The organism is Stenotrophomonas sp. NPDC047960, from assembly GCF_043204395.1.
GTDB lineage: Bacteria > Pseudomonadota > Gammaproteobacteria > Xanthomonadales > Xanthomonadaceae > Stenotrophomonas.
Genome location: NZ_JBIDBX010000001.1, coordinates 328010 through 351879, shown reverse-complemented (window position 1 = coordinate 351879; position 23870 = coordinate 328010). Strand labels below are relative to the sequence as shown.

Below are 23870 nucleotides of genomic sequence, written 5' to 3'. Positions count from 1 at the left end.
CCATGGAAACCCTCGACTACCGTTTCACCGGCACCCAGCCCGTGCACTTCCCCACCGATGCGGTGCTGGTCGGCGTGCTGGCCTCGGGCAACCTGGAAATCCTGCTGGAGCCTGCCGCACTCGATGGTGCGATGGCGGTACGCATCGTCACCGCCGCACGCGGCTTCGGCACGATCTGGGAAGCGGTGATCACCGATTTCGCGCGCCGCCACCCGCTGCGCGATGTGCAGGTGTCGATCAACGACGCCGGCGCCACCCCCGCCGTGGTCAGCCTGCGGCTGGACCAGGCGGTGGAAACCCTGCACGCCGGAGACAGCGCATGAGCCTGGCCCACCGCCACAGCTATTACGAAGCCGACGCGCGCGAGCGCATCGCCGGCGTGCTGGATACCGGTACCTTCCGGGAAATCCTCGGCCCGGCCGCACGCGCGATCAGTCCGCACCTGGCCCAGCTGGACCAGCCCGCCGCCTTCGACGATGGCATCGTGGTGGGCGAAGGCCGGCTGCGCGGCAGGCGCGTGCTGGTGGCGGCACAACAAGGCCAGTTCATGGGGGGTGGCGTGGGTGAAGTGCACGGCGCCAAACTCACCGGCCTGCTGCAACGTGCCGTACAGACGCGGCCGGAGGCCGTGCTGCTGCTGCTTGATACCGGCGGCGTGCGCCTGCACGAAGCCAACGCCGGGTTGATCGCCATTTCCGAAATCATGCGCGCGGTCCTGGCCACGCGCGCCGCCGGAGTACCGGTGCTGGCGCTGATCGGCAGCGGCAATGGCGCGTTCGGTGGCATGGGCATCGTGGCCCGGTGCTGCACCACGGTGATCATGTCCGAGGAAGGCCGGCTGTCGCTGTCCGGCCCGGAAGTGATCGAAACGGTGCGCGGCGTTGAGGAGTTCGATGCACGCGACCGCGCACTGGTCTGGCGGGTCACCGGCGGCAAGCACCGCTACCTGATCGATCAGGCCCAGGTGCTGGTGCCCGATGCGATCGAGGCGTTCGCGCAGGCGGCCTTCGCTGCCCTTCAGCCGGATGACGCCAGCACCGACCCTGCCACCGCGCTGGCGGCGCTGCAGGCCCGTCACGCTGCGCTGAAGGCGCGTGTGCAGGCCTGGGGCGATTGCCGCGATGGCTTGGAGATCTGGGCCCGGCTGGGCATCGACGATCCGCAGCGGCTGCCGCTGCTGGATACCGATGACTTCCTGGCCGCCACCGCTGACAGGAACCTGCCATGACCACGCCGCTCCCTTCCCTGCTCGACGCGCTGTTCCCGCGCGGGCACAGCATCACCGTCGCCGATTCGGTACTCACCGGCACCGCCACCACCGACGACGGCGAGGTGACCGTGATCGGTACCACCGACAAGATCGAGGTCGGCGTGGACCACGCGCTGGTGCTGGCCGAAACCGTACTGGCGAGCACCGCCTCGAACCCGCAGCGCCCGATCGTCATGCTGGTCGATACGGCCGGCCAACGGCTGGCGCGCCGCGACGAACTGCTGGGCATCAATGGCTATTTCGCGCACCTGGCGCAGACCCTGGACCTGGCCCGTCGCCGTGGCGCGCACCTGGTCACGCTGGTGTACGGCGAATCGGTCAGTGGGGGTTTCCTGTCATTCGGGTTGATGGCCGACCATATCCACGCGCTGCCCGATGCACAGGTGCGGGTGATGGACCTGCGCGCAATGGCGCGGGTGACCAAGCAGCCGCTGGAAAAACTGCAGTCACTCAGCCAGAGTTCGCCGGTCTTCGCGCCGGGGGTGGAGAACTACGTTGCCATGGGCGCGGTGCAGTCGGTATGGCACGGCGACCTGGCGCATGCAGTGCTGGACGCGCTGCGTGCGCCGGCCGAGGGTGACCGCCGCGCGCAGCGCGGTGCCGAACGGGGGGGCCGTACGCTGGCCGCGCGGGTGGCTGCACAGGTGGCCGCTGGCGATGCCTGACCGGCCCGCCCGCCACACGCTGGTCTGGCTGTCGGCGCACGCCGATTGGCGGGCTGACGTGGCCGCGCATGACGCGCGCCTGGCGGCGTGGTTTGCGCAGGGCTGGCCCGCCGTGGTGGCGCGCCGCGCCGCCGATGAACCCGATCCCCGCGTGCGCCTCGGTGTTCCGCTCCCCCCCGCCGAGGGCAAGCAGCGTTTGGGCCTGCGGGTACCGGTGGGCGACATCGTGCGACAGCAGGCCCCGCTGGAACTGGCGGAGGTGCGGGTGCACGCGCTCGTGCCGGAGGCGTGGCACGCCGCGCTGGCGGCGCTGGACAGGTTGGCGCCCGCCCGCGTGTTCGGCGCGTTTGCCTGGCAGGTACTGACCGGATTGGAGTACGTGCATGCGCGGTCGGACATCGACCTGCTGTGGAATGTCGAAACCGCGCCGGATGCCGACGCACTGGTCGCTGACCTGCAGGCGTGGGAGCTGCGCTTTGGCCGGCGCGTGGATGGGGAGCTGAGCCTGCCCGGTGGTGGGGCGGTGAACTGGCGCGAGTTTGGTAGCGGGGCGCGGCAGGTACTGGTGAAGCGGGTGGATGGGGCTGGGCTGGAGTTGCGGTCGAACCTGTTTCGGTGTGTCGGGTTGCCACGCAGGGCGTGGCACTACGGGGTCGCCTTGTGAGCGCGGTCATGAACATCCTGCGGCCTCGCGTCGATTCGGCGCGGTTGGGGCGACTGGCGGTGGGCAGCCTGCATGCGGAGCTGGCATTGGCGCCGAAGCCGGGGCTGGTGACGCCATTCGATCCGGGCAGCCATGACGACATGGATGCCGGTACCTTCCTGCGCAGCCTGTTTGCGTTGCGCCACTACTTCCGCGATATCGCGCTGGCCGGAGCGGAGGATGCGCCATTCTCCGCGCTGCGCACGCTGGGCATCCAGGCCGAGGCGGCGATGCTGCGCGCCACCGGGGGAATCAATACGCACCGGGGTGCGATCTTCAGCCTTGGGCTGCTGGTGGCGGCGGCTGCGCGTCGCCGCGGCCTGGGGCAGCCGGTGTCGGGCGAGCAGGTCTGCCTCGGTGTCCAGCACTGGTCGCGTGAGCTGCTGGCCGCGCCGTTGGATCCGCACAGCCCGGGCCAGCGCGTGCGCGGCCGGCATGGCATTGCCGGGGTGCGCGAACAGGCGGCCGCCGGGTATCCCATGCTGCGCACGTTGGCGCTGCCGACCCTGCGCGATGCGCTGGCGGCCGGTCTTCCGCGCGAGGCCGCGCTGTGCCACACGCTGATGGCGCTGGTGGCCGGACTGGATGACATCAACCTGCTGCATCGTGGCGGTGCCGAAGGCCTGCACTGGGCCCGCAGCCAGGCGGCCGCGTTCATGGCCGAGGGCGGTGCGTTCGGCGCCGGTTGGCGCCCGCGCCTGCAGCAGCTGGGCGAGGCGTTCGTGGCGCGCCGGCTGAGCCCGGGCGGCAGCGCCGACCTGCTGGCCTGCAGCGTTTTCCTGCTGCGGCAGGAGGCGGTATGAGCCTTGCCCTGCTCTGCCCGGGCCAAGGCGCGCAGCACCCGGCGATGTTCGACCGGGTGCGCGATAACGCGGCGGCGCTTGAGGTGCTTGACGGCGCAAGTGAGGTGCTGGGCCAGGACATATTCGCTGCGGCAGGCGCGGAGTCGCGTTTCGAGAACGCGCTGGCGCAGCCGCTGCTGTGCGCGGCCAGCCTGGCGCACTGGCACGCGCTTCGCACTGGACTGCCGGTGCCGCGCATGGTGGCCGGTTACAGCATTGGTGAGCTGGCGGCACATGCCATTGCCGGCAGTTTCGATACACGCTCCTGCCTGGCCCTGGCGTTGCAGCGTGCGCGGTACATGGATGCCGCCAGCCCCGCCGACTCAGGCATGCAGGCCGTGCTGGGGCTGGACCGCGCGCGGGTGCACTCGCTGTGCGCGGTGCATGGCGCGTACATCGCCATCGTCAACGGCCATGATCATTTCATCGTGGGTGGTGCGCTGGCGGGACTGGAGGCGCTGGCCGGGGACGCGCGGGCGGCCGGTGCGGATATCCGTCCGTTGCCGGTGGATGTGCCCTCGCACACGCCCTTGCTGCAGGCGGCAGTTCCGCGCTTCGCCGCTGCGCTGGAGGCATTGGCGTGGCAGCCGCCGGGCCTGCCGGTGCTGGCCGGCATCGATGGGCGCGTGGTGCGCGACCACGCCGGCAGCGTGCACACGTTGTCGGCACAGCTGGCGCAGACGATCGAATGGGCGCAGGTGATGCGCCAGCTGTTCGAGCGCGGTGCGCGGGTGTTCCTGCAGCTGGGCCCCGGCACCGCGCTGGCGCGCATGGTGGCCAGCGCGTATCCGTGCTGCGAGGTCCGCGCGGTCGAAGAATTCCAGCACCTGGACGGTGCGGCGGACTGGGTGCAACGCGCACTCGGTCGCCTGCAATGAGCGGTTGGCTCCACCTGTAGCACGCCACACCCCGTGGATGGCGGGTTCCCATCCGTGCGGTACGCGAATCACGTGTCTGGGAGGGCGCATGAGTCCACAAATTGCAACGATCATCGGTCTGGTGATCATGTTCATCATCGCCACTGCCCTGCCGATCAACATGGGTGCGGTAGCGTTTGCGCTGGCCTTCATCATCGGCGGCATCTTCGTGGGGATGGAGGGCAAGGAGGTGCTGGGTGGCTTCCCGGGTGATCTGTTCCTGACGCTGGTCGGGATCACGTATCTGTTCGCGATCGCGCAGAAGAACGGCACCATCGATCTGCTGGTGCATTGGGCGGTGCGGGCGGTACGCGGCCGGATCGTGGCCATTCCGTGGGTGATGTTCGTGGTCACGGCGGTACTGACCGCGTTCGGTGCGCTGGGTCCGGCGGCGGTGGCGATCATCGGGCCGGTGGCGCTGCGTTTTGCAAAGCAGTACCGGATCAATCCGCTGTTGATGGGCCTGCTGGTGATCCATGGCGCGCAGGCGGGCGGGTTCTCGCCGATCAGTGTGTACGGCAGCATCACCAACGGGGTGGTGCAGAAGGCGGGGCTGGAAGTGACGGAGATGGCGGTGTTCCTGACCAGCCTGGGCTTCAACTTCATGATGGCGACGATCTGCTTCTTCGCGTTTGGTGGGGTGGCATTGATGCGGCGCGGTGCGGTGGCGGTGGGCGGCGGTGAGCTGGCGTTGGCCGGTGGGCCGCAGGCGTCGTCGCGTCAGTTCGCGATCGAGGGCCACGGGGCGCTGGTGTCGGCGGGTGGCGGTACGTTGTCGAACGATCCGGATGCACTGGAGGCGGTGGGCATTACGCGCGAGCGGCTGCTTACGCTGGTGGGGCTGGTCGGGTTGGGCGTGGCGGCCTTGATCTACAACCTCAATGTGGGGCTGGTGTCAATCACGGTGGCGGTGGTGCTGGCGCTGTTGTCGCCGGCCAGCCAGAAGGGTGCGGTGGATGGGATCAGCTGGTCGACGGTGCTGCTGATCTGCGGTGTGGTGACGTATGTGGGGGTGCTGGAGAAGGCCGGTTCGGTGGACTACATTGGCAACGGGGTGTCGAACATCGGCATTCCGCTGCTGGGGGCGCTGCTGGTCTGTTACGTGGGCGGGATCGTGTCGGCGTTTGCGTCGTCGGCGGCGGTATTGGGCGCGACGATTCCGTTGGCGGTGCCGTTCCTGCTGCAGGGGCATCTGGGCGCGGCAGGCGTGATCTGCGCGCTGGCGGTGTCGTCGACGATCGTGGATGTGAGTCCGTTCTCGACCAACGGTGCGCTGGTGGTGGCGTCGGCCGCCAAGGAAGAGCGCGAGTCGCTGTTCCGCCGGTTCCTGGTGTACAGCGGGCTGGTGGTGGTGTTCGGGCCGCTGTTGGCTTGGCTGCTGTTTGTTGTTCCTGGCTGGATGTAAGGCTGAAGCAACGGCCAAAGCAACAGCCAAAGCAACAGCCAGAGCAACAGCCAGAGCAACAGCAAAAGCCTATTGCCAAGGCTTCCGCGGCTTGGCGGGACGGTGCGGGTTTATGGGGGACGCCGTGAACCCGTCCATGGGGGCTTGGTCGCCGCTTGCACGTGTGCGCTGTCCTGCGCACACGGCAAGACCGGGGTTGGGCTCCTGCCCAACCCGTCGGGCGTATACGCCCGACCCATGCGGCTCACACCCCCATAAACCCGCCCCGACCCGCCTTTGACGGTGTGCCGGTGGCCATGGAAAAGAACGAATACAATCTGCTTATGGCCATTGCTCCTGCTCCGCGTTCACGTAAAAGGCGTGCTCCCTTGTATGAGGAGGTGGCCGAGCATGTGCGTGAGCGCATCTATGACTATCGCTTGCCGCCTGGGGAGTGGATTGATGAGCCGGGGCTTTGCGAGGAGCTGGGGATCAGCCGTACGCCGTTGCGCGAGGCGCTGAAGCTGCTGGCGGCGGAGGGGTTGGTGCAGATCGATGCGGGGCGTGGGGCGCGGGTGACGCGGCTGACGCTGGAGGATCTGAACCAGCTGTTTCCGGTGATGGCGATGCTGGAAGGGCGCTGTGCGCATGAGGCGGTGAAGCACATCGATGATGCCGGGGTGCAGCAGTTGGAGGCGCTGCATGCGGCGATGGAGGCGGCGGCGGCGGAGGGCAATATTGCCGACTACTACCGCAACAACTATCTGATCCATGAGACGGTGCAGCACTATGCGGGTAATCCGTGGTTGATCCGGATCACGCATGACCTGCACCGCATTCTGAAGATGCATCGTGGGCGGCAGTTGTTGACGCCGGGGCGTACTGCGCAGTCGCTGGCGGAACATCGCGAGTTGATGGCGTGCTTCCGCCGGCGTGATGCGGAGGCGGCCGAGCGCACGATGGAACGACACCTGCTGAGCCAGGGCCAAGCGTTGGCGGCGTATGTGGCAGCCGGGGGCCTGTTGAACGTCCCTGCCCCGTTACCCACGCAAGGCGGCACGTAACCCCCCCGGTAGAGCCACGCCCTGCGTGGCTGCGTAATCAGGTCGGGCGCGTTTCCCGCAGGCCCCACAGCACCGGCAATACCAGCAACGCCACCGCGGCGATCATCGCGCCGGGCGCGGCCGCCCAGCCGGTGTGGCGCACCAGCAGTTCGGCCAGCAGCGGGGTGGCGCCGCCGAAGAAGGCGGTGGCCATGGTCACGCCCAGCGCCAGGCCGCTGAGCCGGCCTTCGCCGGGGAACTGTTCGGCGGTGGCCGGTGCGGCGACGGCGCTGACGCCGCCGGCCAGGCAGGCCAGCACCACGGCAGCCAGGGCGATCTGGACTGCGCTGCCGGTGGCCATCAGGCCGAACATGGTCAATGGCAGCAGTGCTGAGAGCAGCGCCAGGCCGATCAGCACCGGTCGGCGCCCGACCTTGTCGGACAATGCGCCGGCCAGCGGGGTCACGCCGATCACGGCGACGGCGGCGATGGTGGACAGCCACAATGCCTTGGATTCGCCTACGTCGCTGGCGGACTCAAGGAATGCGGGTACGTAGGTGATGCCTACGTAGTAGGTAATGGAGCCCAGCGCGGAGATGGCGAAGGTGCGCGCTACGGCGCCGCGGTGGTAGCGCCAGGTATCGCGGATCGGCGAGGTGGGGACGGTCCCGGCGGCAACCTGGCGTTCGAATTCTGGCGATTCGTGCATGGTCGAGCGCGCCAGCAGGATACCGCCGGCCAGGGCGGCGCCGATGAAGAAGGGAATGCGCCAGCCCCAGCTATCGAGTTGGGCGCTGCTGAGCAGGGCCACGGTCAGTGCCGAGAGTGCCACTGCGAGCAAGGCACCCACTTCGCTCGCTGCGGAGGCCAGTGAGGTCACCAGGCCACGCCGGCGAACGGGGGCGCTTTCCAGCAGGTAGGCCACCACGCCGGTGTACTCGCCGCCCACCGAGAACGCCATGACACAGCGGAGCAGCAGCAGTAGTACGCCTGCGGAGGTGCCAATGCTTCCGTAGGTGGGCAGCATGGCGGTGGCCAGCATCGCCACGGTCATCAGGGCCATGGAGGCAAGCAGCATGTAGCGCCGGCCGAAGCGATCGCCGAGGTGGCCGAAGCAGAGCGCGCCGAGGGGGCGCATCAGGTAGCTCACCGCGAACCCGGCCAGGGTGGCCAGCAGGGCATTGTCGCCGCCGCCGAAGAACACCCGAGACAACACGGTGGCCAGGTAGAGGTACAGGGTGAAGTCGTACCACTCCACTACCGTGGACAGGCCGGCGACGATCATGGAGCGGCTGGGTGTGGGTAATGCGGGCCGGGACGCAGGATCGGGAATGGTCATGGCCGGCAGCCTACCCCGGCAGACCTGCACGGCATGTCATTGCGTCACGCATTCCGTGGGACACGCATGGCGCGTCGTCACGCGGTGCGGGCGTAGCGCAGCAGGCGGCCGCGGCCGGGCGAGCTGCTCTCGTCTTCACCGAACCCGCCCTCTTCACTCGCTGCATACCCCTGCAGGGCCATGGCACGCGAGAAGCCGCCGAGGTTGCCGCGACCGGGATCGGTCAGCAGCAGTTCGGCAGTGGGCTTGGCGTGGCGCTCCATCATCGCGGCAATCTGCACGCCGTGGCCACGCTCGTACAACACATCGCTGCCGATGATCAGATCGAAACGGCCCAGTGACGAATCCGGCATCTCCCAGGGCAGGTCGCGGTAATGCACGGCCGGCAGGTCATTGAGCCCGGCGTTGTAGGCCAGGAACGATTCGGCCAGTGGATGGTGGTCACTGGCCACCACGTTGGCGCCACGATGGGCCAGCACCAGGCTGGACAGGCCCAGCCCGCAGCCCAGCTCCAGAATGCGTTTGCCGGCCACGTCGTAGTGGCTCATGGTCTCTGCCAGCACCCGTCCGGCCGGCCAGACCTGGCCGAACAGGCTCCACAGCGAGGAATGGATGCCCGCGCGCTCGGCGCGGCCGGTGGGGTCGGCGAACTGCTGCAGGTCGCTCAGGGCACGTATGCGGAATGCGTGGCCGTTCACGGGAATGGTGAGAATGCGGGTGGTATAGCCCGGCATGTACGCTCCATGAAACACGGAGAGCCAGCCCAGCAGCATGGCGGACGGCTCGAAAGGGGAGCGAAGCGGGCGACCGGGGTGGCCGCGCAGGACGCGCGAAACGGCGTGGGACGCGCCCATCCTACAGGACAGGCGGGTTCTGCCCTTCACTCAGTACCGGATCTGGCAATTGGGACAGAAGAAAGTGCGCCGCCGGCTCCTGCCGGGGTAGGTCTTGGAAACCGGGCCACCGCAGGTTGGGCAGGTCCGCTTGGTATGGATCTGCCAGTGCTTCTTCAGCTCGAAGGCGCGCTTCCATTCCAGGAACAGAAAGCTGTAGGCGCGGGCGTCGGCAATGACCCTGCCAAGCACCCGGGGCGGCAGCGCTCCTACCGTGCTTTCGGGGTGCACGCGCTGGCGGAACAGCACTTCGTTCTTGATGATGTTGCCGACGCCCGCGAACAGCTCCTGGTCCAGCAGTGCATCGCAGATCAGCGTGTCTGGCTGCTGCTTCAGCCGGCGCCGGGCCAGACGCGGGTCCCACGCGTCGTTCATCACGTCGGTGCGCCAATCGTAGGTTTGGTCCAGCTTTCCTTCGATGTACTTCAGCGACGAGGCATAGATGTTCAGCTCGCCGTTGTCGAACTGCAGCGAAACGCGCGGAGGCGATGGCTTGCGTTCGTCGATGCGGTAGCTGCCGAACATCAGCATGTGCACGCGCAGGCTGAAACCGCTGAATTCGACCAGGAAGTGCTTGCCCCAGCTGCGCAGCGCGAGCACGCGGCGCCCCTCCATGCGGGTGAGATCCAGGGAACTGTTACCCAGCGCGCGCCGCACGGTCTTGCCTCGGAACTTTGCCGCAGCCTCCCGCAGAATGACGATGGATGGACCTTCAGGCATGCAATCGCTCCTGCAGGCGCGCGGCGTTGGCGACGGCAAAGCCGTGTGCGGTATTGTCGAAGATGACCCAGCGGGGTCCACGCGCCTGCCTCACCTGCCCGGCCAACGCTTCCAACGCCGTCTCGTCGTAGTCGCTGTAATACATGCGCGGGGCGCCGTGCCAGCGCCAGTAGCGCCATGCAGATGCACCACCCGGCTGCGCGGCCTCCGGCACGCGCGCGGGGTCGGCCCCCAACCGCGAGACGCCATGCCGCAACAGCAATGCTTCGGCCGCGTCGGTGAACCAGCTGGCATGGCGTGGTTCGCACACCAGTGGCACCTCGCTGCGCCTGCGCAGCGCGCGGAAGAAGCTGGAAGCGCGGCGGGCGTCCAACGCCAGCGAGGGGGGCAACTGCAGCAGCAGTCCACCCAGCCTGGTGCCGAGCGCGCTGGACTCATCCAGGAAGCGGTCAAGCAAGGGCCCCGCGCCGACCAACGCAGAATCGTGGGAGATGGTGCGCGGGATCTTGACCGAAAACCGGAACGCCGTCGGCACGCTGGCCGCCCAACGCGCGTAGGTTTCAGGCTTATGGGGCCGGTAGAAAGAGGAATTGATCTCCACCACCTGGAAGCGGGTGGCGTAGCGCGCAAGCATGCTCTCCCCCGGGCCGAACAGCCCGGCGTAGCGGGCCGGAATGGACCAGCCTGCGCAGCCCACCAATGGCCTGGAAGAAGAAGCCATGAGCGGCGTTGTTCAGACCTGGAGTTCGCCCTGGTCTTCGCCGTCCCAGTAATGGATGCGGTGCGCGTGGACGTGGATCAGGACCAGGCCCGGAGTATCGACCCCCTGCTCGAACCATCGCTCCAGGCTCTTCTGCCAGTGTTCGCGCATCACCTCCTTGTCGCGGATGATGCGGCCCTTGCCCTGCACGAACACGAACAGCGGCGGCTTGCCGAGCAGACCTTTGCTGCCGGTGAAACTGAGCGCCACCTTTGGCTCGGCCTGCAGCTCGCGGACCATGTCGGTGCTGTCCAGCGAGAAGAACCAGCTGTCGCCGTCGTAATCGACATCGCCGTTGTTGCTCATCGGACGGCCGGCGATTTCGCCGTTATCGGCGAACGTCTGCAGCATGGTGAAGTCGATGCCGGCCATTTTCTTGGCGAGGTCGTGCAGGGTAAGCGTGGTCATGTCAGGGTCCATGCGGGATTCGGGTGCTCCCAGCGTCGGCGGGGTGCCGTGAGCGGGTCGTGCAGGCGTCATCCCGTTTCTTTCACGGCGGTGGAGCGGCACACGCCCTCACCGGTCGATGAACACTGGGTTGGTGTAGAACCACAGGTCCTGCCAGGGATCTTCGCCCTTGATGTCGGCCAGTGGCGTCGGTTCGTCGGTACTGCTGCCGCGCGCACGGACGAATCCACCGCCTTCCGGTGCCGGCAATGTCCACGTCACCTGGTACCACGAACCTTCCTGCTTCCAGTCCTTCGCGGTGAAACGCCGGGTCTGCATCTGCGGCGCCTGTCCATCACCGCTGCCGACGATCAACTGCAGCTGGCGCAACGCCGGATGTTGCCCGACCGCATTGGCGCTTTCGGGCTTTCGCACCCGCAACCGCACGCGCATCGGCACGCCCGGTGCCAACGTCACGCTTTCGCCCATGCGCCCTACCCCACCGCTGCCATCGGCCGCCTGCACGGTCAGCTGCAGCGCATCGATCAGGTCGCCGGTCACTGCGAACATGCGCCCGGCGCGCACGCCGCCGAGGATGTCATCGCCCTGCGGGCGGGCCCACACATAGGTCTTGCTGTATTCGCCCGGATCGAAGTCGTTGCCCCCGTCACGCCGGTTGACGTGCGAATCGGAGCTGGCGGTGATCCAGAACCGGGTGCCGTAGGCCAGCATCTGGTCCCAGACGCCACCGATCTGCGTGGTCATCTGGTCGAAGCCGCCGAAGGTCGGTGCTGCCGCATTTCGATAGAGGCCGCGCTCGGTGCGGGTGGCCTGGTGCCCCGGCGCGCCTTCCATGCCGACCAACACCTCCGGCGCAGCGGCATGCCAGGCAAGCAGCTCAGAGGGTTCCACTTCGCCCCAGCGCCCTACCCCGGTAGCGGTGCGCGAGGGATGGTTGATCAGCATCAGCGGCAGCGGACTCAGCCCGCGCATGTGGGCCAGGGCATCCAACATGTGCTGCTGGGTATCGCGGCTGCCCTCCTCAAGCGGTTCACCGCGACTGTAGTCGCGCTCGATCGACACCAGCTGTTCGCCCTCCCCCGGGCCGGGCGCGATGATCAGCGAAGCGTGTTCGCCCGCCGGCACGTCGAACTCCATGCCGTTGAACTGGATGAGTTCGGGCACGTCCCTGCGCGCCTGCAGCAGCGCCGGGTAGGCATGATCGCGGGTCACCGCCGAGTGGCCGGGGCCACCGTGGTCGGTATGCACCATCCAGCGCAGCCCGAAGTGACGCGCCCGCTCGGCGTTGTGGCTGCGGGTGTAGGACGAGTCCCCTCCACGGATGGGGGTGGGCGGCATGGTAGTGCGGTCCCAGTCGACGCTCCACTCGCTGTGGACGTGGTGATCGCCGGGCTGCCAGTCGCGGCCGGCATCAGGATCGGCAGACGACGATCCCGTGGCCGGCGCCGTCAGCAGCGCCAGCAGAAGAAGGGTTTGCATGTGGGGTTCCTTGCTGGGCGGGTGCCTGCCGCCAGGGGCGACAGGCACCGGAAGGATCAGAAGTCAGCGCGCAGACCCAGGCTGATGCGGCGGCCCGAGGCTTCGTACATGGTCGGGAACGACGGGTCCATGGTGTAGCCGCTGGTGATCTCGTTGGTCAGGTTGATGCCCTTCAGGCTGACCTTGATGTTGTCGGTGATCCGGTAGCCGATGGACACATCCATCTGGCCATAGGCGTCGCGCCAGATCGGGTACATGTCATAACCGATGGACTCCACGTATTCGTCCTTGTGGTTGTAGGACACGCGGGCATCGAACCGGTCATTTTCGTAGTACGCGGTGAGGTTCCAGGTCTTCTCGGCCAGGCCGGGCATCGGGGTGCGGATGCCCAGGTCGGACTCACCTGCCAGCGAGCTGTCCAGCACGGTGTAGTTGGCATTCACGCCAAAGCCCTCCAGCATCGGGTGGAACATGCCCAGCGGCAGCTGCGCCACCAGCTCCACGCCGTCCACCTGGTAGGAGCCCTTGGCGTTCACCGGCTGGTACACATCGAAATCGAAGATGCCGTTGAGGGTGCCGTTGGCGTTGTACACCGCCACATCCTCGACCACGCCGGTGAGCGAGTTGATCACCACGCCGTCGATGTTCTTGCGGAAGTAGGAGGCGGCAAACAGCGCGCCGTTGTCCAGGTACTTCTCCAGGCCCACTTCCCACTGCTTGGCGTAGGTGGGCTTGAGCTCCGGGTTGCCATCGGTGAAGCGGTACGAGCTCCAGCTGGCGGTGCGCTTGTAGGCGATGTCGGTCAGCGCCGGGCGCATCATGGTCTTGGAGGCGGCCGCGCGCAGCAGCAGGCCCTGGGCCAGTTCGGCGGTCATGTTGAAGCTGGGCAGAAGGTCGTCGTAGCTGCCATCCTTGGACACCGGGGTGTCGGTGTAGCCGGTGCTGCCATCGGGCCGCTGGATCGGATGGTAGCCGAACGACGTGACGCTGGTATCGACGTAGCGCGCGCCGGCGTTGATGTTGACCGGTACGTGGCCGATATCGAAGCCGAAGTCCGCCATCGCGTACACGCTCGTCACCTTCTCGTCGACCTGGTAGAACTGCCCAGCGTCAAACGGAGTGTAGAAACCGTCGTAGCGGAACGCGCGGCGCGCGTAGTCGTTGGAGACCTGCTGCCACTGCAGGTCCTTGATGGTGTAGTCGCCACCGGGAACGATGTCGCCGATCCACTGCAGCGGGCTGTCGGCCAGGGTACGTTTGTTGACCCAGGCGCTGCTGCCGGCGGTCGGCCCGGTGATCTTGAGCTCGCCATACTGGCGCTGCTTGGAGCGGTCGGTGTAGCGCGCACCGAACTTCACGTCACGCAGTGCCGGCAGGAAGGCCAGGTCCAGCATGCGGGTCACGTTGACCTGGGCGGCGTACTTGTCGTCGTCCACCTTCTCCAGCGTGGTTTCATAGGCTTCGAACAGGTACTTGTCCGAGGCGTTGTACATGTCGAAACCGCCCGGGGTGCTGGGAATGGTTTCGCCGCTGCGGCCGGTCCAGCGGGTGCGCGAGGGTGCGTAGGCGACGTGCTTGAGGTTGGAGAAGTCCGAGGTCTTCTCCGCACCGGAGTAGCCGGCCATGGCATCGACGTACCAGTCCTGCCCCTTCCAGTCGAGCGCAACGCTGTACTGGCTGTAATCGGTCTTGTTGATCCGCTCCTTGCTCAGCATCTCGTGCTGGGTAGCGGTGTAGGACACATCGCGCAGCACCACCATGCCGTACTCGGACAGGGTGCTGGCATCGTATTCGTGGATGGTGTCGAGGGTGCTGCGGCTGGACGCCGAATATGCCGCCGCGTCGTACTCGTCTTCGGTCGAATCGTAGCCGCCCAGCATCGCATCGAAGGTCAGGCTGAAGCTGCTGCTGGGCTTGTACTGCAGCGACGCGGTGGCGCCCCACTTGTCCTGCTCGCTGAGGTAGACGCGGTCACCGACCTTGTCCTGGAACACCACCCGATTGGTTTCATCGGTGTCGGTGCGGTTGACGATGTTCACCCCGGCGTCGCGGGCCAGCACGGCCTGGGCCTGGGTACCGCGCGTGCCGGACGCCCCGAGGAAGCGCGACATCGGGCGGAAGTTGATGCCCGAGGTGGAGTCGGTACGGTTGGTGCGCTTGGACTGCGAGTACGACACCAGGCCGCCCCAGTCGCCCCAGGTATCGGCGGCCAGGAAGGCGAAACGCGGGTCCACTTCTTCGGAAATGCTGTTGTGCGCGCCTTCGGCCGACAGCACCAGCTTGCGCTCGTTGTAGTCGAACGGGCGCGCGGTGGTGATCTTCACCGAACCGGCGATGCCGCCCTCTTCATCGGCGGCGGTGGGCGACTTCTGCACCGTGACCTGCTGGATGATCTCCGAGGCGAACATGTCGAATTCCACGTCACGCCCACCACTGCCGGAGGCGGTGGCGAGGTCGTTGATCGACACGTACGTGTATTCCGACGGCAGGCCACGCACGTTGACCTTGGTGCCCAGGCCCTTGCTGCGCTCGATGGTCACGCCGGGAACGCGCTGCAGTGCTTCGGCCAGGTTCTGTTCCGGAAAGTCGGCCACATCGGTGGCCACGATGGAGTCGGAAAAGCCGATGTTGGCGCGCTTGAGATCGACCGCCTGTTCCAGGCTGCGGCTGTAGCTGCCGGTCACCTGGATGGTTTCCAGGTTCTGCGTGCCCGGCGCGCCGCCTTCGCCCGCCGACGCCTGCAGTGGGGCGGCCCCGGCATCGGCTGCCAGCATGGGCGCGACCACGCCGGAGGTGGGCGGGTTGCCGGCCGTCGCCGCTTCGATGGTTACCGTGCCCGCATTGAGGTAGCGGTAGCGCAGCCCGGTGCCGGCAAGCAGGCGGTCAAGGGCCGCCTCCGCGCTCAGTCCCGCCGGCACCGCCGGGGTACGCGGGTTTCCCGCCACCTGCGCGTTGTAGACGAACTGCAGGCCGGTCTGGCGCGACAGTGCGTTGAGTGCCATGTCCAGCGGCTGCGAGGCGATGGCATCGGCGGCAGGACGCGTGGGTTCTGCAGCGGTGGCCGCCGCGGTGACCTGCAGGGCAAGGGCGATCGAAAGGAACAGAGTGCAGCGCATCGTGGGATCCAGTAAGGGAGTGGCGGTGGCATTCCCCAACTACGACGCGGCAAGGCGTGGATCGGGCACCGCTAATTCGATGAATTTTTTTTGACAGCGCCGTCGGCCACGCCGCGCATGCGTACGTGGATGCCATCGGCACGCTGCTGGATGACCAGCGCCGGCTGCTGGTCCAGGAACGCACGCAGCGAACCGAGGTCATCGGCGCGCAGGTTGCCGGTCAGGCGCAGCGCGCCGGCGTCATCGCTCACGCGCAGGCGCAGGGCGTTGCTGCGGTTGAAGCGATCGGCCACTTCGCGCAGGGGCTCGTCGCGGAACACGATGCGGCCCTGCCACCACGCGGTCATGCTGGCCGCGTCCTCATCGCGCAGTTGCACGCGTTGGTCGCGGTAATCGACCTGGGCCACCTTGCCGGCCGACAGATCGGCCAGCAGGCGTCCGTGCCCGCCATCGCCGTGCACCTGCACCCGGCCCTCGCTGACCGCGATCCGCGCCTGTTCGCGCAGCAGCGAGACATCGAACGTGGTGCCGATGTCGGTCACCTGCAGGCCGCCGGCATGCACGGCGAACGGCCGCCGGTCCGGCGCGACCACGAAGCTGGCCTGGCCTCGCTCCAGTTCAACGCGGCGACCGAACAGGCTCATCCGCACCGAGACTTCGCTCTCGGCATTGAGGTGAAGCACGCTGTGGTCGGAGAGCTCGATCTGGCGCGGCGCGCCATGAGCGGCTACATAGCGGGTGGTATGCGGCCACGCCAGCGGCGTGCCGACGCCCACCGCCAGCAGCAGCGCGGCGGCGGCAGCGATACCAGGAAGCTGCCGACGTCTGGCCGGCGCGGGCGCAGCCGCACGCGGCGCGCGCGCCAGCAACGGCACGACGTTGTCGCCCGTTCGCTGCGGTGCCGGTGACGCCAGCAGCGCGTCCAGGTCGATCGGCATCGCGCGTAGCGCCTCTCCCAGCGCGCCTGCGGTTTCACTGATCGCCAGGTATTCGCGCAGGTGCTCGGGCGAGACCAGCAGCCAGTCCATGAAGGCACGCTGCTGCGCGGGCGAGACATCGCCCTGGCGTTGCAGCGCATGCCAGTGGGCGGCGGCCTGGGTCAACGCGGAGGGGTGCAGCGACGGTTCGCTCATCGCGCCACCTCGCGGTCGGCCATCGCACGCCGGCACACGGCAAGCCCGCGCACGACGTGCTTCTTCACCATGTGCGAGGAAACACCCAGGCGCTCTGCGATCTGCCTGTAGCTCAGCCCATCGCGGTACTGCATCACCAGCACGGCGCGGGTGTGTCCGGGCAGCGTGGCCAGCAACGCCTGCAGGCGCTGGCTGCGTTGTTCGCGTTCGGCGGCATCTTCCACGCATTCCCCGCTGGCCAGGCCCTGGCCCAGCTGTTCGATGTCCTCGATCGGCAGGGTCGACCAGCGCCTGCGGCTGGCCTGCTCACGCGCCAGGTTCAGCGCTACGGTGAACAGATACGCCTCAGGGTTGGCGATGGACTCGCCCGGCCCCGCATGCGCACGCAGCAGACGCAGGTACGTCTCCTGCACCAGGTCTTCGGCGTCCTGTCGCGCCCCCCGGCGCACGAAGAACCCCCGAAGCACGGGCGCGTGTTCCACGAACATCCGCGCCAGCCGCCCTCTTGCCTGCTCGGCCACTGTGCCGCCCCAACCCCTGAAGTGCGGCGCAAGGTAAGCGCTGCGTATTACGCGGTGGTGACGGTGCGAAAGCGGCAGCCGACACTTGACAGCCCCAAGGCCACGGCGCACGATTAGTTAACGAATTAATTAACTACCGGAATGGACCGCATCTTCGAGGCCCTGGCCTCCACCGCCCGCCGCCAGATCCTCGCCTACCTCAACGGTGGCGAATTGACTGCGGGCGAATTGGGCGAACGCTTTGATTTCAGCAAGCCGGCGCTGTCCAGCCACCTGCGCATCCTGGAGGATGCCGGCCTGATCGAACGCGAGAAGCGCGGCCAGTTCGTGTATTTCCGCCAGGTGCCCGAGCGCCTGACCAACACCCTGTTCGCCTGGGCCGCCGAAGTCTGCCCGGTTGGCGGGCCGTTGCAGCGCGAGAGCCGCGCGCGCGCCAAACGCAAACCCACCCCTTCGACCTGAGCCCTGCCACCAGGAGACCGGCATGCTGGACACCCACCGCGTGAGTCGTTCGTTCCCCAGCATCAGCCTGCCTTCGTACGGGGATGGCAGCCCGGTCGAAGTGGCTTTGATCACCCAGCTCGGGATCGGTGCCGGCGACCAGCTGCTGCGTGATGCCGGACTGCGCCAGGCCGCGCACCCGGCCTTCGTGGATGCGCTGGACGAGCCCTCTGCACGGCTCGGCGGCATGCACCTGGCCCACGATGATGCGTCGTCACTGTATTCGTTCTCGGTCGGGCGCCAGGGGCATCCGTTCCACCGCCATGCCGGACCGCGCATGTTCACCGCCATCGCCGGCAGCGGCGGTGCGCAGCTGCGCTTTTCCACCGCGTCCGATGCCCAGCTGCAGCGTGACCCGGCTGCGTTCCTGCATGCGCTGCGCTGTGTGGACATCCCGCCCGATTGCCTGTTCACGGTGCGCTTCGGCAGCGGCACCTGGCACCAGTTCGTCTCGCGCCACCCGCGCCACCCGGCGCTGTTCGCGCTCTCATGCCATGCCAACGAACGCAGCGGCGTGTTGACCGAGGCGCAGCGCGCGCAGATTGATGCCGACAACGCCGACATCCCCAGCCTTACGGATACCTTGCCGCCTGCCCTGCAGCAGCTGCTGGCGCACGCTGACCTGTCACGGGTGCCCGTGGTGAGCCTGTCGCTGCAGGCGCCGTCGCGTTCGTTGCTGGCGGGGTTGTGCGCGCGCACCCGAGACCTGGTTGGCCCGCTGCGCGTGCTGCTGGCCCGGTTGCGCCCGGCGCACGGCTACATCGGGCACCGCGCGGCGCGCCATCCGGTGCAGGCGCTGCCGGGGCCGCCGGCCGACTCGCTGCTGCAGCAGGCACTGGTGGAAGGCATCCACCACCAGGACTACAACACGCTTGGCCTGCCCGCGCACAGTGTTCCCGGGCGCTCGGCCAGCGCCGTGCTGGAAGCGGTTCTGGACGGTTTCATGCTCAACCCGCCGCCGAGCGTGGGGCGCTTGATGGCGCTGCGCAACGTACTGGTGGCGCCGCTCCAGCTGCGCACCTCGCCGCTGGGCTGCCCGGTCTCCTCGCTGCTGTCCACCGACCGCAGCACATTGTTCGCCGGGCGCTTCCCGGTGCATGCGCAGCGCGTGGACGCCGGCGACCGCAGCGCCGAAGTACTGCTGGGCGCCGACGACCGCCACCTGCGATTCCGTTCCTGTGTGCGGGTGCAGCTGCTGGACGATGGCGCCGCGGTGATCGCGCTGGGCACCCGGGTGTGCCCCCATAACCGTTTCGGTCGCCTGTACATGGCCGCCATCGATCACGTGCACCGGCGCCACATCAGCCCGGCCATGCTGCGCATGGCCGTGGCCCACGCGCTGGCACCGGAACTGGTGCAGGCCACTACGCACGCCAGGTGCCGACCGTTGGTCGGCACGCTGTCTAGCGCGCCCTCAACGTCACCAAGGTGATCTCTGACGGTACGCCGATACGGGCGGCAAACCCCGGCCACAGGCCCGCACCGTTGCTGACATACAGGGTCATGCCGTCGACCTCGTAACGCCCGGACACGTAACCGCCGTTGGCACGCTTGACCAGCTGGTCCATGCCGACGATGTGGCCGCCATGGGTATGCCCCGACAGCTGCAGCTTCACGCCCTTGGCCGCATTGGCCTTGGCCTCGCGCGGTCGGTGGTCGAGCAGGATGACCGGGGCGGCGGGATCCGCACCTGCCAGTGCGGCGGTCAGATCCGGCATCGGCAGGCCATAGCGCGCTGCCACCGGGTCGGTGACGCCGGCGATGGTCAGCACCGCGCCATCGCGCGTCACCTGGGTGTGGCTGTTCTCCAGCACCTGCATGCCCAGCGCGCGGAACGCCTGCATCCATTGCGCATACTGCCCGTAGTATTCGTGGTTGCCAGTGATGGCGATGACGCCGTCCGGCGCCTGCAGCTGGCCCAGGCTGCGCACATCGTTGGCCCGGGCGCTGACGCTGCCATCGACCAGGTCGCCGGTGATCACCACCAGGTCCGGCCTCAGCGCGTTGCTTTCGGCCACCACCTTGGCCACCCAATCGCCGGTGAGCAGGCGGCTGGCGTGGATGTCGGTGAGCTGCAGTACGCGATAACCATCAAACGCGTGCGGGAGGCCGGCAATGGTCACCTCGATCTGGCGGGTCTGCGGCACGGCGATGCCCTGCTGCACACCCCATATACCCAGCACCAGCGCCAGTCCGCCCGCCGCTGGCCGCAGCCAGCTGCGACGCAGGGCATCGGCAACGCGCGCCAGCTTCAGCAGGCGCGCACCCAGCAGCAGGGCATCCAGCACCAGCAGGAACACGGCCACCAGCAGCAGGGCGGTGAAGCCGCTGGCCAGCACCACAAGGGCCACCTTGGGAATCTCCGGCGAGGCCATGGTGCCGGCAAACCGCGCCACGATCCGGTGGTGCAGCGCCAGCGCCAGCACCAGCAACCCCAGCGGGCCACGCACCGAAACCGGCATCCGCAACGGCCAGATCAAACGCCATACCACGTACAACGCAAGCACTACTCCAACAACACTCAGCACAGGCAATTCCAGATTCCGGGGGGATGCGCGCGCGCCGGTGGCGATCGTGCAGCGCACCATCTTTGCCGAAGTTGACGACAGGTGCCACCCCGGTAGCGCCCTACCGGTGGCAGCGCGCCGCAATCAGCGGGAGGTTGATTTTTTCGCTTTTGCCTTGGCCGTATTGAAGGCCACCGCTGCCCGGATCAGGGCCTTCAACGCTGCCTCGTTGATCTTCTCGCCTTCATGCACGTCGATGGCGCGGCGGGTGTTGCCCTCCAGGCTGGAATTGAACAGTCCCTTCGGATCGTCCAGCTTGGCCCCATGCGCAAAGGTCATCTTCACCGCCGCTTTGTAGGTTTCGCCAGTGCAGAGGATGCCGTCGTGCTCCCAGACCGGCACGCCGCGCCACTTCACGGTCTCCACCACGTCGGGATCCGCCTTGTGGATGATGCTGCGCAGCTGCGCCAGGGTGTTGCCGCGCCAGTCGTCCAGCGCGGCGATCTTCGCATCTATCTGCTGCGCGGCATCCTCCGGCGCGACGCTGGCGTTGGCAATGGGGGTGCTGGGGGTGCTGGCTCGGGGCATGATCGGGTCCTGGAACCTGCCCACCTTATAGATCGCTGCGGTGGGGTTTTCAAATCCGGCGCCAAGCAGGCTGCCTGAACGGATGCCAGCGGCCTGTTCCGCATCCCTTGCAAGGCAGTCCGCCGCGCTCTATAAATGAGCAGTCACTCAGCTAATTCCCTGCCATGGCCCGCCCACTCAGCGACGCGAAACGCACTGCGATTCTCGAGGCAGCCGCCCAAGCGGTGGCCGCGCAGGGTATCGGTGCGTCCACGGCGCAGATTGCCAGGGCCGCGAAGGTGGCCGAGGGAACGGTGTTCACCTATTTCGAGACCAAGGACGCCCTTCTCAATGCGCTGTTCGTGCGGCTTGAAGAGCGGCTCGCGTTGGCAGTGGGCGCCCGCTTCCCTGCCGATGCCGAGGTGCGCGATCAGCTGCACCACGTCTGGAACGCGCTGCTGGTCTGGGGCGCAACCCATCCGGTGGACCGCATGGCGCTGCGACAGCTCAAGGTGTCCGAACGCATTACAGACTGCACGCGCGCGCACTGCGCTGGCCTGTTCGGTACGACGTTGCATACCTTGGAAGCCAGCCTGGCGCGATACGTGGATCCTGAGCGCCTCGGGTTCTACCTCGGGCGGGTGTTGATCACCCTGCTGGAGACCACGCTGGAGGCCATGGCCGCCCAGCCCGCGCAACGCGATGCCTTGGCCCAGGCCGGATTCGATCTGTACTGGAAGGGCATCCAACGTTGATTTCAATCGGCCTCATTAATGAGTGTGTACGCACTCACCTTCAAGGAGACGCATGCGCATCCTGCCTGTACTCGCTGTCGCCTTCTCCCTCACCGTTCTGATCGGGATGACCTTCACCGTGCCTATTGCCTCCTACGAAAACTCGCCGCAGCGCGCCGACGACCAGTTCACCAATGTGGCGCCGAAGCCGAAGGAATCCTTCGCTGCCACACTGAAGCTGTTCTGGGAGGTCATGTTCAAACGACCGCCGGGCACCACGCCGCCCAAGGCGCCGCCGGTGCACGCGCTTACCGCGCAGTCGCTGGCCGAAGCGCCGGACCGCAGCGTGTACCGGCTGGGCCACTCCACCCTGCTGATCAAACTGCGCGGTGGCTGGTGGCTGACCGACCCGGTGTTTTCCGAGCGTGCCTCGCCCGTGCAGTGGTTTGGTCCCAAGCGTTTCCATGCCCCGCCGATCGCGCTGCAGGACCTGCCGCCGATCCGTGGCGTGCTGCTCTCGCATGACCACTACGACCATCTGGATCGCGCCACCATCAAGTTCCTGGCTACGCGCGCGCAGGTGTTCCTGGCCCCGCTGGGCGTGGGCGACCGCCTGATCGACTGGGGCGTGCCGCAGGACCGCGTGGTGCAGCTGGACTGGTGGGAAGAAACCCAGGTCGATGGCGTGCGTTTCGCCGCCACGCCGGCCCAGCATTTCTCCGGCCGCGGGCTGCGCGATGGCAACCGCACGCTGTGGGCCTCGTGGGTGATCCTGGACGATGACCTGCGCGTGTTCTTCAGTGGCGATACCGGCTACTTCAATGGCTTCAAGCGTATCGGCGAACGCTATGGACCGTTCGATGTCGCCTTCGTCGAAACCGGCGCCTACGACGCCAAGTGGCCGTTCGTGCACATGCAGCCGGAACAGACCGTCCAGGCCCACCAGGACCTGCGTGGCAAGTGGCTGGTACCGATCCACAACGGCACGTTCGACCTGGCGATGCATCGCTGGGAAGAACCCTTCGAGCGGGTCAGCGCGCTGGCCGCGCAGCGCGGCATCGCGCTGTCCACGCCGGAAATGGGCGAACGCCTGGATCTTTCCGCGCCACATGCGGGCACGCCGTGGTGGCGGGCGCTGGCCGCGACGCAAAGCGAGGGCAGCGGCGTGGTGGCGAGCAGCACGCGTTGAACGATGCCTGCCCCGCTCAGGCGTCGGGCAGGACGCGCTCACGGGCGCGTCGCCTGCCCAGCGGCCCGCTGCAGGCCAAGCGCAGGTGAGCGCCCACCCGTCACCGCTTCGGGCTGGCCATGGCTGCATCATCAACACCGGTCACGTCACGCGTGGAGAGCTGGAACTGGTGAGCGCCACGTCCCTCTTGCGGGCCAGCCTGCGACATGCAGATAATCTGGCCTGCGCCGGGGCCGGCCTTCCGCCGCGCAAGCGCGTACAGGGGACAACCAGTGAAAGGAAATCTGATCGCGGCGGCGATGATCGCCGTGTCGTTGTGCGGGTGCGCAACCGGTTATCACGATGCGCGCAACCCGATCCTGGGCTTTGCTGGGGGTTACTGGGACGAACCGGGCCCGGGCCGCTTGATCAAGGTGGGATTCTCGGCCAACAGCTTCAGCAGAAACGAAATGGTCGAGAATTTCCTGCTGTACCGCTGCGCCGAGGTAGCCAAGCGCGAGGGCGCCAGTCACTTCGTGCTGTACGCCACCCTTCCTGACGCAGTCGCCGACAAACGCAGCAGCGGCCGGACGGTGAAGTCCACCTTCGGCAAACCGGCAACGTTCGCCTACATTCTGCCGGTACCCGCGGGCGAACCCTCGGCGTTGTCCAGCGCTGAACTCATTACGCGACTCGGCCCATTGGTCAAGCCCGGCCAAGCGCAGGAGAAGGCGTCTTGAACGCGACCGTGCGCTTTTTCGTGCCCGCCGTGCTCATGCTGCTGGCCACTGGCTGCATGGGCACCTACCGCCTGCCCCCCGGCCAGCCTGCCGCATCGCTGCGCGTTGCCCCCGGAGGAGTGACGTGGATCTGCGCCAACAGCGCGCCGCAGATCCTGCGTCCCGCCCGCGATGGACGGGCGAGCATACCGGCGGGGGAACGCGTGACCATCGGAAGCAACTTCGTGTCTAGCAACGGCTACGTCACCATCAGCTGCAGCGCAGCAGTGAGTGTCGCGCCGCAGGCCGGTGCCCGCTACTACCAGGACTTCGAGGCCGAAGGCGAGCGCTGCAGGTCGCTGATCTACAGAGAAAACGAAGACACGCGCGTGGGCCTGGAGTTCGAATCCAGCATGGGCAAATCCGGCCCAAGCTGCGTTCGCCGGTAGCGCCACGCCCTGCGTGGCTGCACTTCGATCGG

Annotated in this window: 25 protein-coding genes; 14 read left to right on the top strand and 11 right to left on the bottom strand. The window is 67.4% G+C overall.

Going from position 1 to position 23870, the window contains the following annotated elements:
• Positions 1–2: 2 nt before the first annotated feature.
• The 8 genes from mdcC to ACGFZ3_RS01845 all read left to right on the top strand — a co-directional run bounded on the left by mdcC (position 3) and on the right by ACGFZ3_RS01845 (position 6845).
• Entirely contained in the window at positions 3–323 is a 321-nt protein-coding gene (gene mdcC / locus ACGFZ3_RS01880; RefSeq protein ID WP_392915642.1) for a malonate decarboxylase acyl carrier protein, read from the top strand.
• Positions 320–1228 carry a biotin-independent malonate decarboxylase subunit beta gene (locus ACGFZ3_RS01875; protein WP_392915638.1) on the top strand — a complete coding sequence of 303 codons (909 nt, stop codon included), beginning with the start codon at positions 320–322 and terminating at the stop codon, positions 1226–1228. Before mdcC ends, ACGFZ3_RS01875 begins: the two co-directional genes overlap by 4 nt.
• Positions 1225–1935: a biotin-independent malonate decarboxylase subunit gamma gene (gene mdcE / locus ACGFZ3_RS01870; protein ID WP_392915635.1), complete on the top strand. Its 711-nt coding sequence runs from the start codon at positions 1225–1227 to the stop codon at positions 1933–1935. The genes ACGFZ3_RS01875 and mdcE overlap by 4 nt, the downstream gene beginning before the upstream one ends.
• A complete protein-coding gene (gene mdcG / locus ACGFZ3_RS01865) occupies positions 1928–2599 on the top strand; it encodes a malonate decarboxylase holo-[acyl-carrier-protein] synthase (RefSeq protein WP_392915632.1) in 672 nt (223 codons plus the stop codon). Before mdcE ends, mdcG begins: the two co-directional genes overlap by 8 nt.
• A gap of 8 nt (positions 2600–2607) precedes the next feature.
• Entirely contained in the window at positions 2608–3441 is an 834-nt protein-coding gene (gene mdcB, locus ACGFZ3_RS01860) for a triphosphoribosyl-dephospho-CoA synthase MdcB (protein ID WP_392915630.1), read from the top strand.
• Positions 3438–4358, top strand: a complete 921-nt coding sequence (gene mdcH, locus ACGFZ3_RS01855; protein WP_392915627.1) for a malonate decarboxylase subunit epsilon — start codon at positions 3438–3440, stop codon at positions 4356–4358. The genes mdcB and mdcH overlap by 4 nt, the downstream gene beginning before the upstream one ends.
• Positions 4359–4446: 88 nt before the next feature.
• Positions 4447–5802, top strand: a complete 1356-nt coding sequence (locus ACGFZ3_RS01850) for an SLC13 family permease (protein ID WP_392915624.1) — start codon at positions 4447–4449, stop codon at positions 5800–5802.
• 323 nt (positions 5803–6125) lie between these two features.
• On the top strand, positions 6126–6845 hold the full coding sequence (locus ACGFZ3_RS01845) for a GntR family transcriptional regulator (protein WP_392917530.1): 720 nt from the start codon (positions 6126–6128) through the stop codon (positions 6843–6845).
• Between the two features lie 37 nt (positions 6846–6882).
• Here ACGFZ3_RS01845 and ACGFZ3_RS01840 read toward each other — a convergent pair whose 3' ends face one another.
• The 9 genes from ACGFZ3_RS01840 to ACGFZ3_RS01800 all read right to left on the bottom strand — a co-directional run bounded on the left by ACGFZ3_RS01840 (position 6883) and on the right by ACGFZ3_RS01800 (position 17160).
• Positions 6883–8109, bottom strand: coding sequence for an MFS transporter (locus tag ACGFZ3_RS01840; protein ID WP_392915621.1), 1227 nt, complete (start codon positions 8107–8109; stop codon positions 6883–6885).
• A 131-nt stretch (positions 8110–8240) separates the two neighbouring features.
• Positions 8241–8897, bottom strand: coding sequence for a class I SAM-dependent methyltransferase (locus ACGFZ3_RS01835; RefSeq protein ID WP_392915618.1), 657 nt, complete (start codon positions 8895–8897; stop codon positions 8241–8243).
• A gap of 150 nt (positions 8898–9047) precedes the next feature.
• Positions 9048–9776, bottom strand: coding sequence for a DNA-formamidopyrimidine glycosylase family protein (locus ACGFZ3_RS01830; RefSeq protein ID WP_392915615.1), 729 nt, complete (start codon positions 9774–9776; stop codon positions 9048–9050).
• On the bottom strand, positions 9769–10497 hold the full coding sequence (locus ACGFZ3_RS01825) for a DUF72 domain-containing protein (RefSeq protein ID WP_392915612.1): 729 nt from the start codon (positions 10495–10497) through the stop codon (positions 9769–9771). The genes ACGFZ3_RS01830 and ACGFZ3_RS01825 overlap by 8 nt, the downstream gene beginning before the upstream one ends.
• Positions 10498–10509: 12 nt before the next feature.
• Positions 10510–10944 carry a pyridoxamine 5'-phosphate oxidase family protein gene (locus ACGFZ3_RS01820; RefSeq protein ID WP_392915610.1) on the bottom strand — a complete coding sequence of 145 codons (435 nt, stop codon included), beginning with the start codon at positions 10942–10944 and terminating at the stop codon, positions 10510–10512.
• Positions 10945–11052: 108 nt separating this feature from the next.
• A complete protein-coding gene (locus ACGFZ3_RS01815; RefSeq protein ID WP_392915607.1) occupies positions 11053–12423 on the bottom strand; it encodes a hypothetical protein in 1371 nt (456 codons plus the stop codon).
• A 56-nt stretch (positions 12424–12479) separates the two neighbouring features.
• Positions 12480–15539 (bottom strand): TonB-dependent receptor, encoded by a 3060-nt coding sequence (locus ACGFZ3_RS01810; protein ID WP_392915605.1) that lies wholly within the window; start codon positions 15537–15539, stop codon positions 12480–12482.
• A 71-nt stretch (positions 15540–15610) separates the two neighbouring features.
• A complete protein-coding gene (locus ACGFZ3_RS01805; RefSeq protein WP_392915603.1) occupies positions 15611–16672 on the bottom strand; it encodes a FecR family protein in 1062 nt (353 codons plus the stop codon).
• Positions 16669–17160, bottom strand: coding sequence for an RNA polymerase sigma factor (locus tag ACGFZ3_RS01800; protein WP_392915600.1), 492 nt, complete (start codon positions 17158–17160; stop codon positions 16669–16671). Before ACGFZ3_RS01800 ends, ACGFZ3_RS01805 begins: the two co-directional genes overlap by 4 nt.
• A 174-nt stretch (positions 17161–17334) precedes the next feature.
• On the opposite strand from ACGFZ3_RS01800, the gene ACGFZ3_RS01795 reads away from it, so the two are divergent.
• A complete protein-coding gene (locus ACGFZ3_RS01795) occupies positions 17335–17655 on the top strand; it encodes a metalloregulator ArsR/SmtB family transcription factor (RefSeq protein ID WP_392915597.1) in 321 nt (106 codons plus the stop codon).
• Between the two features lie 22 nt (positions 17656–17677).
• Positions 17678–19126 (top strand): DUF2867 domain-containing protein, encoded by a 1449-nt coding sequence (locus ACGFZ3_RS01790; protein WP_392915594.1) that lies wholly within the window; start codon positions 17678–17680, stop codon positions 19124–19126.
• On the opposite strand, the gene ACGFZ3_RS01785 is transcribed toward ACGFZ3_RS01790, so the two are convergent.
• Positions 19098–20282: a metallophosphoesterase gene (locus ACGFZ3_RS01785; RefSeq protein ID WP_392915591.1), complete on the bottom strand. Its 1185-nt coding sequence runs from the start codon at positions 20280–20282 to the stop codon at positions 19098–19100. The two genes, ACGFZ3_RS01790 and ACGFZ3_RS01785, sit on opposite strands and share 29 nt — an antisense overlap.
• 63 nt (positions 20283–20345) lie before the next feature.
• On the bottom strand, positions 20346–20789 hold the full coding sequence (locus tag ACGFZ3_RS01780) for a DUF1801 domain-containing protein (protein WP_392915588.1): 444 nt from the start codon (positions 20787–20789) through the stop codon (positions 20346–20348).
• A gap of 164 nt (positions 20790–20953) precedes the next feature.
• Between ACGFZ3_RS01780 and ACGFZ3_RS01775 the strand changes: the two genes are divergently transcribed.
• The 4 genes from ACGFZ3_RS01775 to ACGFZ3_RS01760 all read left to right on the top strand — a co-directional run bounded on the left by ACGFZ3_RS01775 (position 20954) and on the right by ACGFZ3_RS01760 (position 23838).
• The gene (locus ACGFZ3_RS01775) at positions 20954–21523 is read left to right on the top strand and encodes a TetR/AcrR family transcriptional regulator (protein WP_392915585.1); all 570 of its coding nucleotides are present in this window, start codon (positions 20954–20956) and stop codon (positions 21521–21523) included.
• A 52-nt stretch (positions 21524–21575) separates the two neighbouring features.
• Positions 21576–22691: an MBL fold metallo-hydrolase gene (locus ACGFZ3_RS01770; protein WP_392915582.1), complete on the top strand. Its 1116-nt coding sequence runs from the start codon at positions 21576–21578 to the stop codon at positions 22689–22691.
• Positions 22692–22990: 299 nt separating this feature from the next.
• Positions 22991–23410, top strand: a complete 420-nt coding sequence (locus ACGFZ3_RS01765; protein ID WP_392915580.1) for a CC0125/CC1285 family lipoprotein — start codon at positions 22991–22993, stop codon at positions 23408–23410.
• On the top strand, positions 23407–23838 hold the full coding sequence (locus tag ACGFZ3_RS01760; RefSeq protein ID WP_392915577.1) for a hypothetical protein: 432 nt from the start codon (positions 23407–23409) through the stop codon (positions 23836–23838). The genes ACGFZ3_RS01765 and ACGFZ3_RS01760 overlap by 4 nt, the downstream gene beginning before the upstream one ends.
• Positions 23839–23870 lie beyond the last annotated feature (32 nt).

Coding starts and splice junctions, on each gene's coding strand:
- mdcC (WP_392915642.1), top strand. CDS start 3: ATGGAAACCCTCGACTACCGTTTCACCGGCACCCAGCCCGTGCACTTC.
- ACGFZ3_RS01875 (WP_392915638.1), top strand. CDS start 320: ATGAGCCTGGCCCACCGCCACAGCTATTACGAAGCCGACGCGCGCGAG.
- mdcE (WP_392915635.1), top strand. CDS start 1,225: ATGACCACGCCGCTCCCTTCCCTGCTCGACGCGCTGTTCCCGCGCGGG.
- mdcG (WP_392915632.1), top strand. CDS start 1,928: ATGCCTGACCGGCCCGCCCGCCACACGCTGGTCTGGCTGTCGGCGCAC.
- mdcB (WP_392915630.1), top strand. CDS start 2,608: ATGAACATCCTGCGGCCTCGCGTCGATTCGGCGCGGTTGGGGCGACTG.
- mdcH (WP_392915627.1), top strand. CDS start 3,438: ATGAGCCTTGCCCTGCTCTGCCCGGGCCAAGGCGCGCAGCACCCGGCG.
- ACGFZ3_RS01850 (WP_392915624.1), top strand. CDS start 4,447: ATGAGTCCACAAATTGCAACGATCATCGGTCTGGTGATCATGTTCATC.
- ACGFZ3_RS01845 (WP_392917530.1), top strand. CDS start 6,126: ATGGCCATTGCTCCTGCTCCGCGTTCACGTAAAAGGCGTGCTCCCTTG.
- ACGFZ3_RS01840 (WP_392915621.1), bottom strand. CDS start 8,109: ATGATCGTCGCCGGCCTGTCCACGGTAGTGGAGTGGTACGACTTCACC.
- ACGFZ3_RS01835 (WP_392915618.1), bottom strand. CDS start 8,897: ATGCCGGGCTATACCACCCGCATTCTCACCATTCCCGTGAACGGCCAC.
- ACGFZ3_RS01830 (WP_392915615.1), bottom strand. CDS start 9,776: ATGCCTGAAGGTCCATCCATCGTCATTCTGCGGGAGGCTGCGGCAAAG.
- ACGFZ3_RS01825 (WP_392915612.1), bottom strand. CDS start 10,497: ATGGCTTCTTCTTCCAGGCCATTGGTGGGCTGCGCAGGCTGGTCCATT.
- ACGFZ3_RS01820 (WP_392915610.1), bottom strand. CDS start 10,944: ATGACCACGCTTACCCTGCACGACCTCGCCAAGAAAATGGCCGGCATC.
- ACGFZ3_RS01815 (WP_392915607.1), bottom strand. CDS start 12,423: ATGCAAACCCTTCTTCTGCTGGCGCTGCTGACGGCGCCGGCCACGGGA.
- ACGFZ3_RS01810 (WP_392915605.1), bottom strand. CDS start 15,539: ATGCGCTGCACTCTGTTCCTTTCGATCGCCCTTGCCCTGCAGGTCACC.
- ACGFZ3_RS01805 (WP_392915603.1), bottom strand. CDS start 16,672: ATGAGCGAACCGTCGCTGCACCCCTCCGCGTTGACCCAGGCCGCCGCC.
- ACGFZ3_RS01800 (WP_392915600.1), bottom strand. CDS start 17,160: ATGTTCGTGGAACACGCGCCCGTGCTTCGGGGGTTCTTCGTGCGCCGG.
- ACGFZ3_RS01795 (WP_392915597.1), top strand. CDS start 17,335: ATGGACCGCATCTTCGAGGCCCTGGCCTCCACCGCCCGCCGCCAGATC.
- ACGFZ3_RS01790 (WP_392915594.1), top strand. CDS start 17,678: ATGCTGGACACCCACCGCGTGAGTCGTTCGTTCCCCAGCATCAGCCTG.
- ACGFZ3_RS01785 (WP_392915591.1), bottom strand. CDS start 20,282: ATGGTGCGCTGCACGATCGCCACCGGCGCGCGCGCATCCCCCCGGAAT.
- ACGFZ3_RS01780 (WP_392915588.1), bottom strand. CDS start 20,789: ATGCCCCGAGCCAGCACCCCCAGCACCCCCATTGCCAACGCCAGCGTC.
- ACGFZ3_RS01775 (WP_392915585.1), top strand. CDS start 20,954: ATGGCCCGCCCACTCAGCGACGCGAAACGCACTGCGATTCTCGAGGCA.
- ACGFZ3_RS01770 (WP_392915582.1), top strand. CDS start 21,576: ATGCGCATCCTGCCTGTACTCGCTGTCGCCTTCTCCCTCACCGTTCTG.
- ACGFZ3_RS01765 (WP_392915580.1), top strand. CDS start 22,991: ATGATCGCCGTGTCGTTGTGCGGGTGCGCAACCGGTTATCACGATGCG.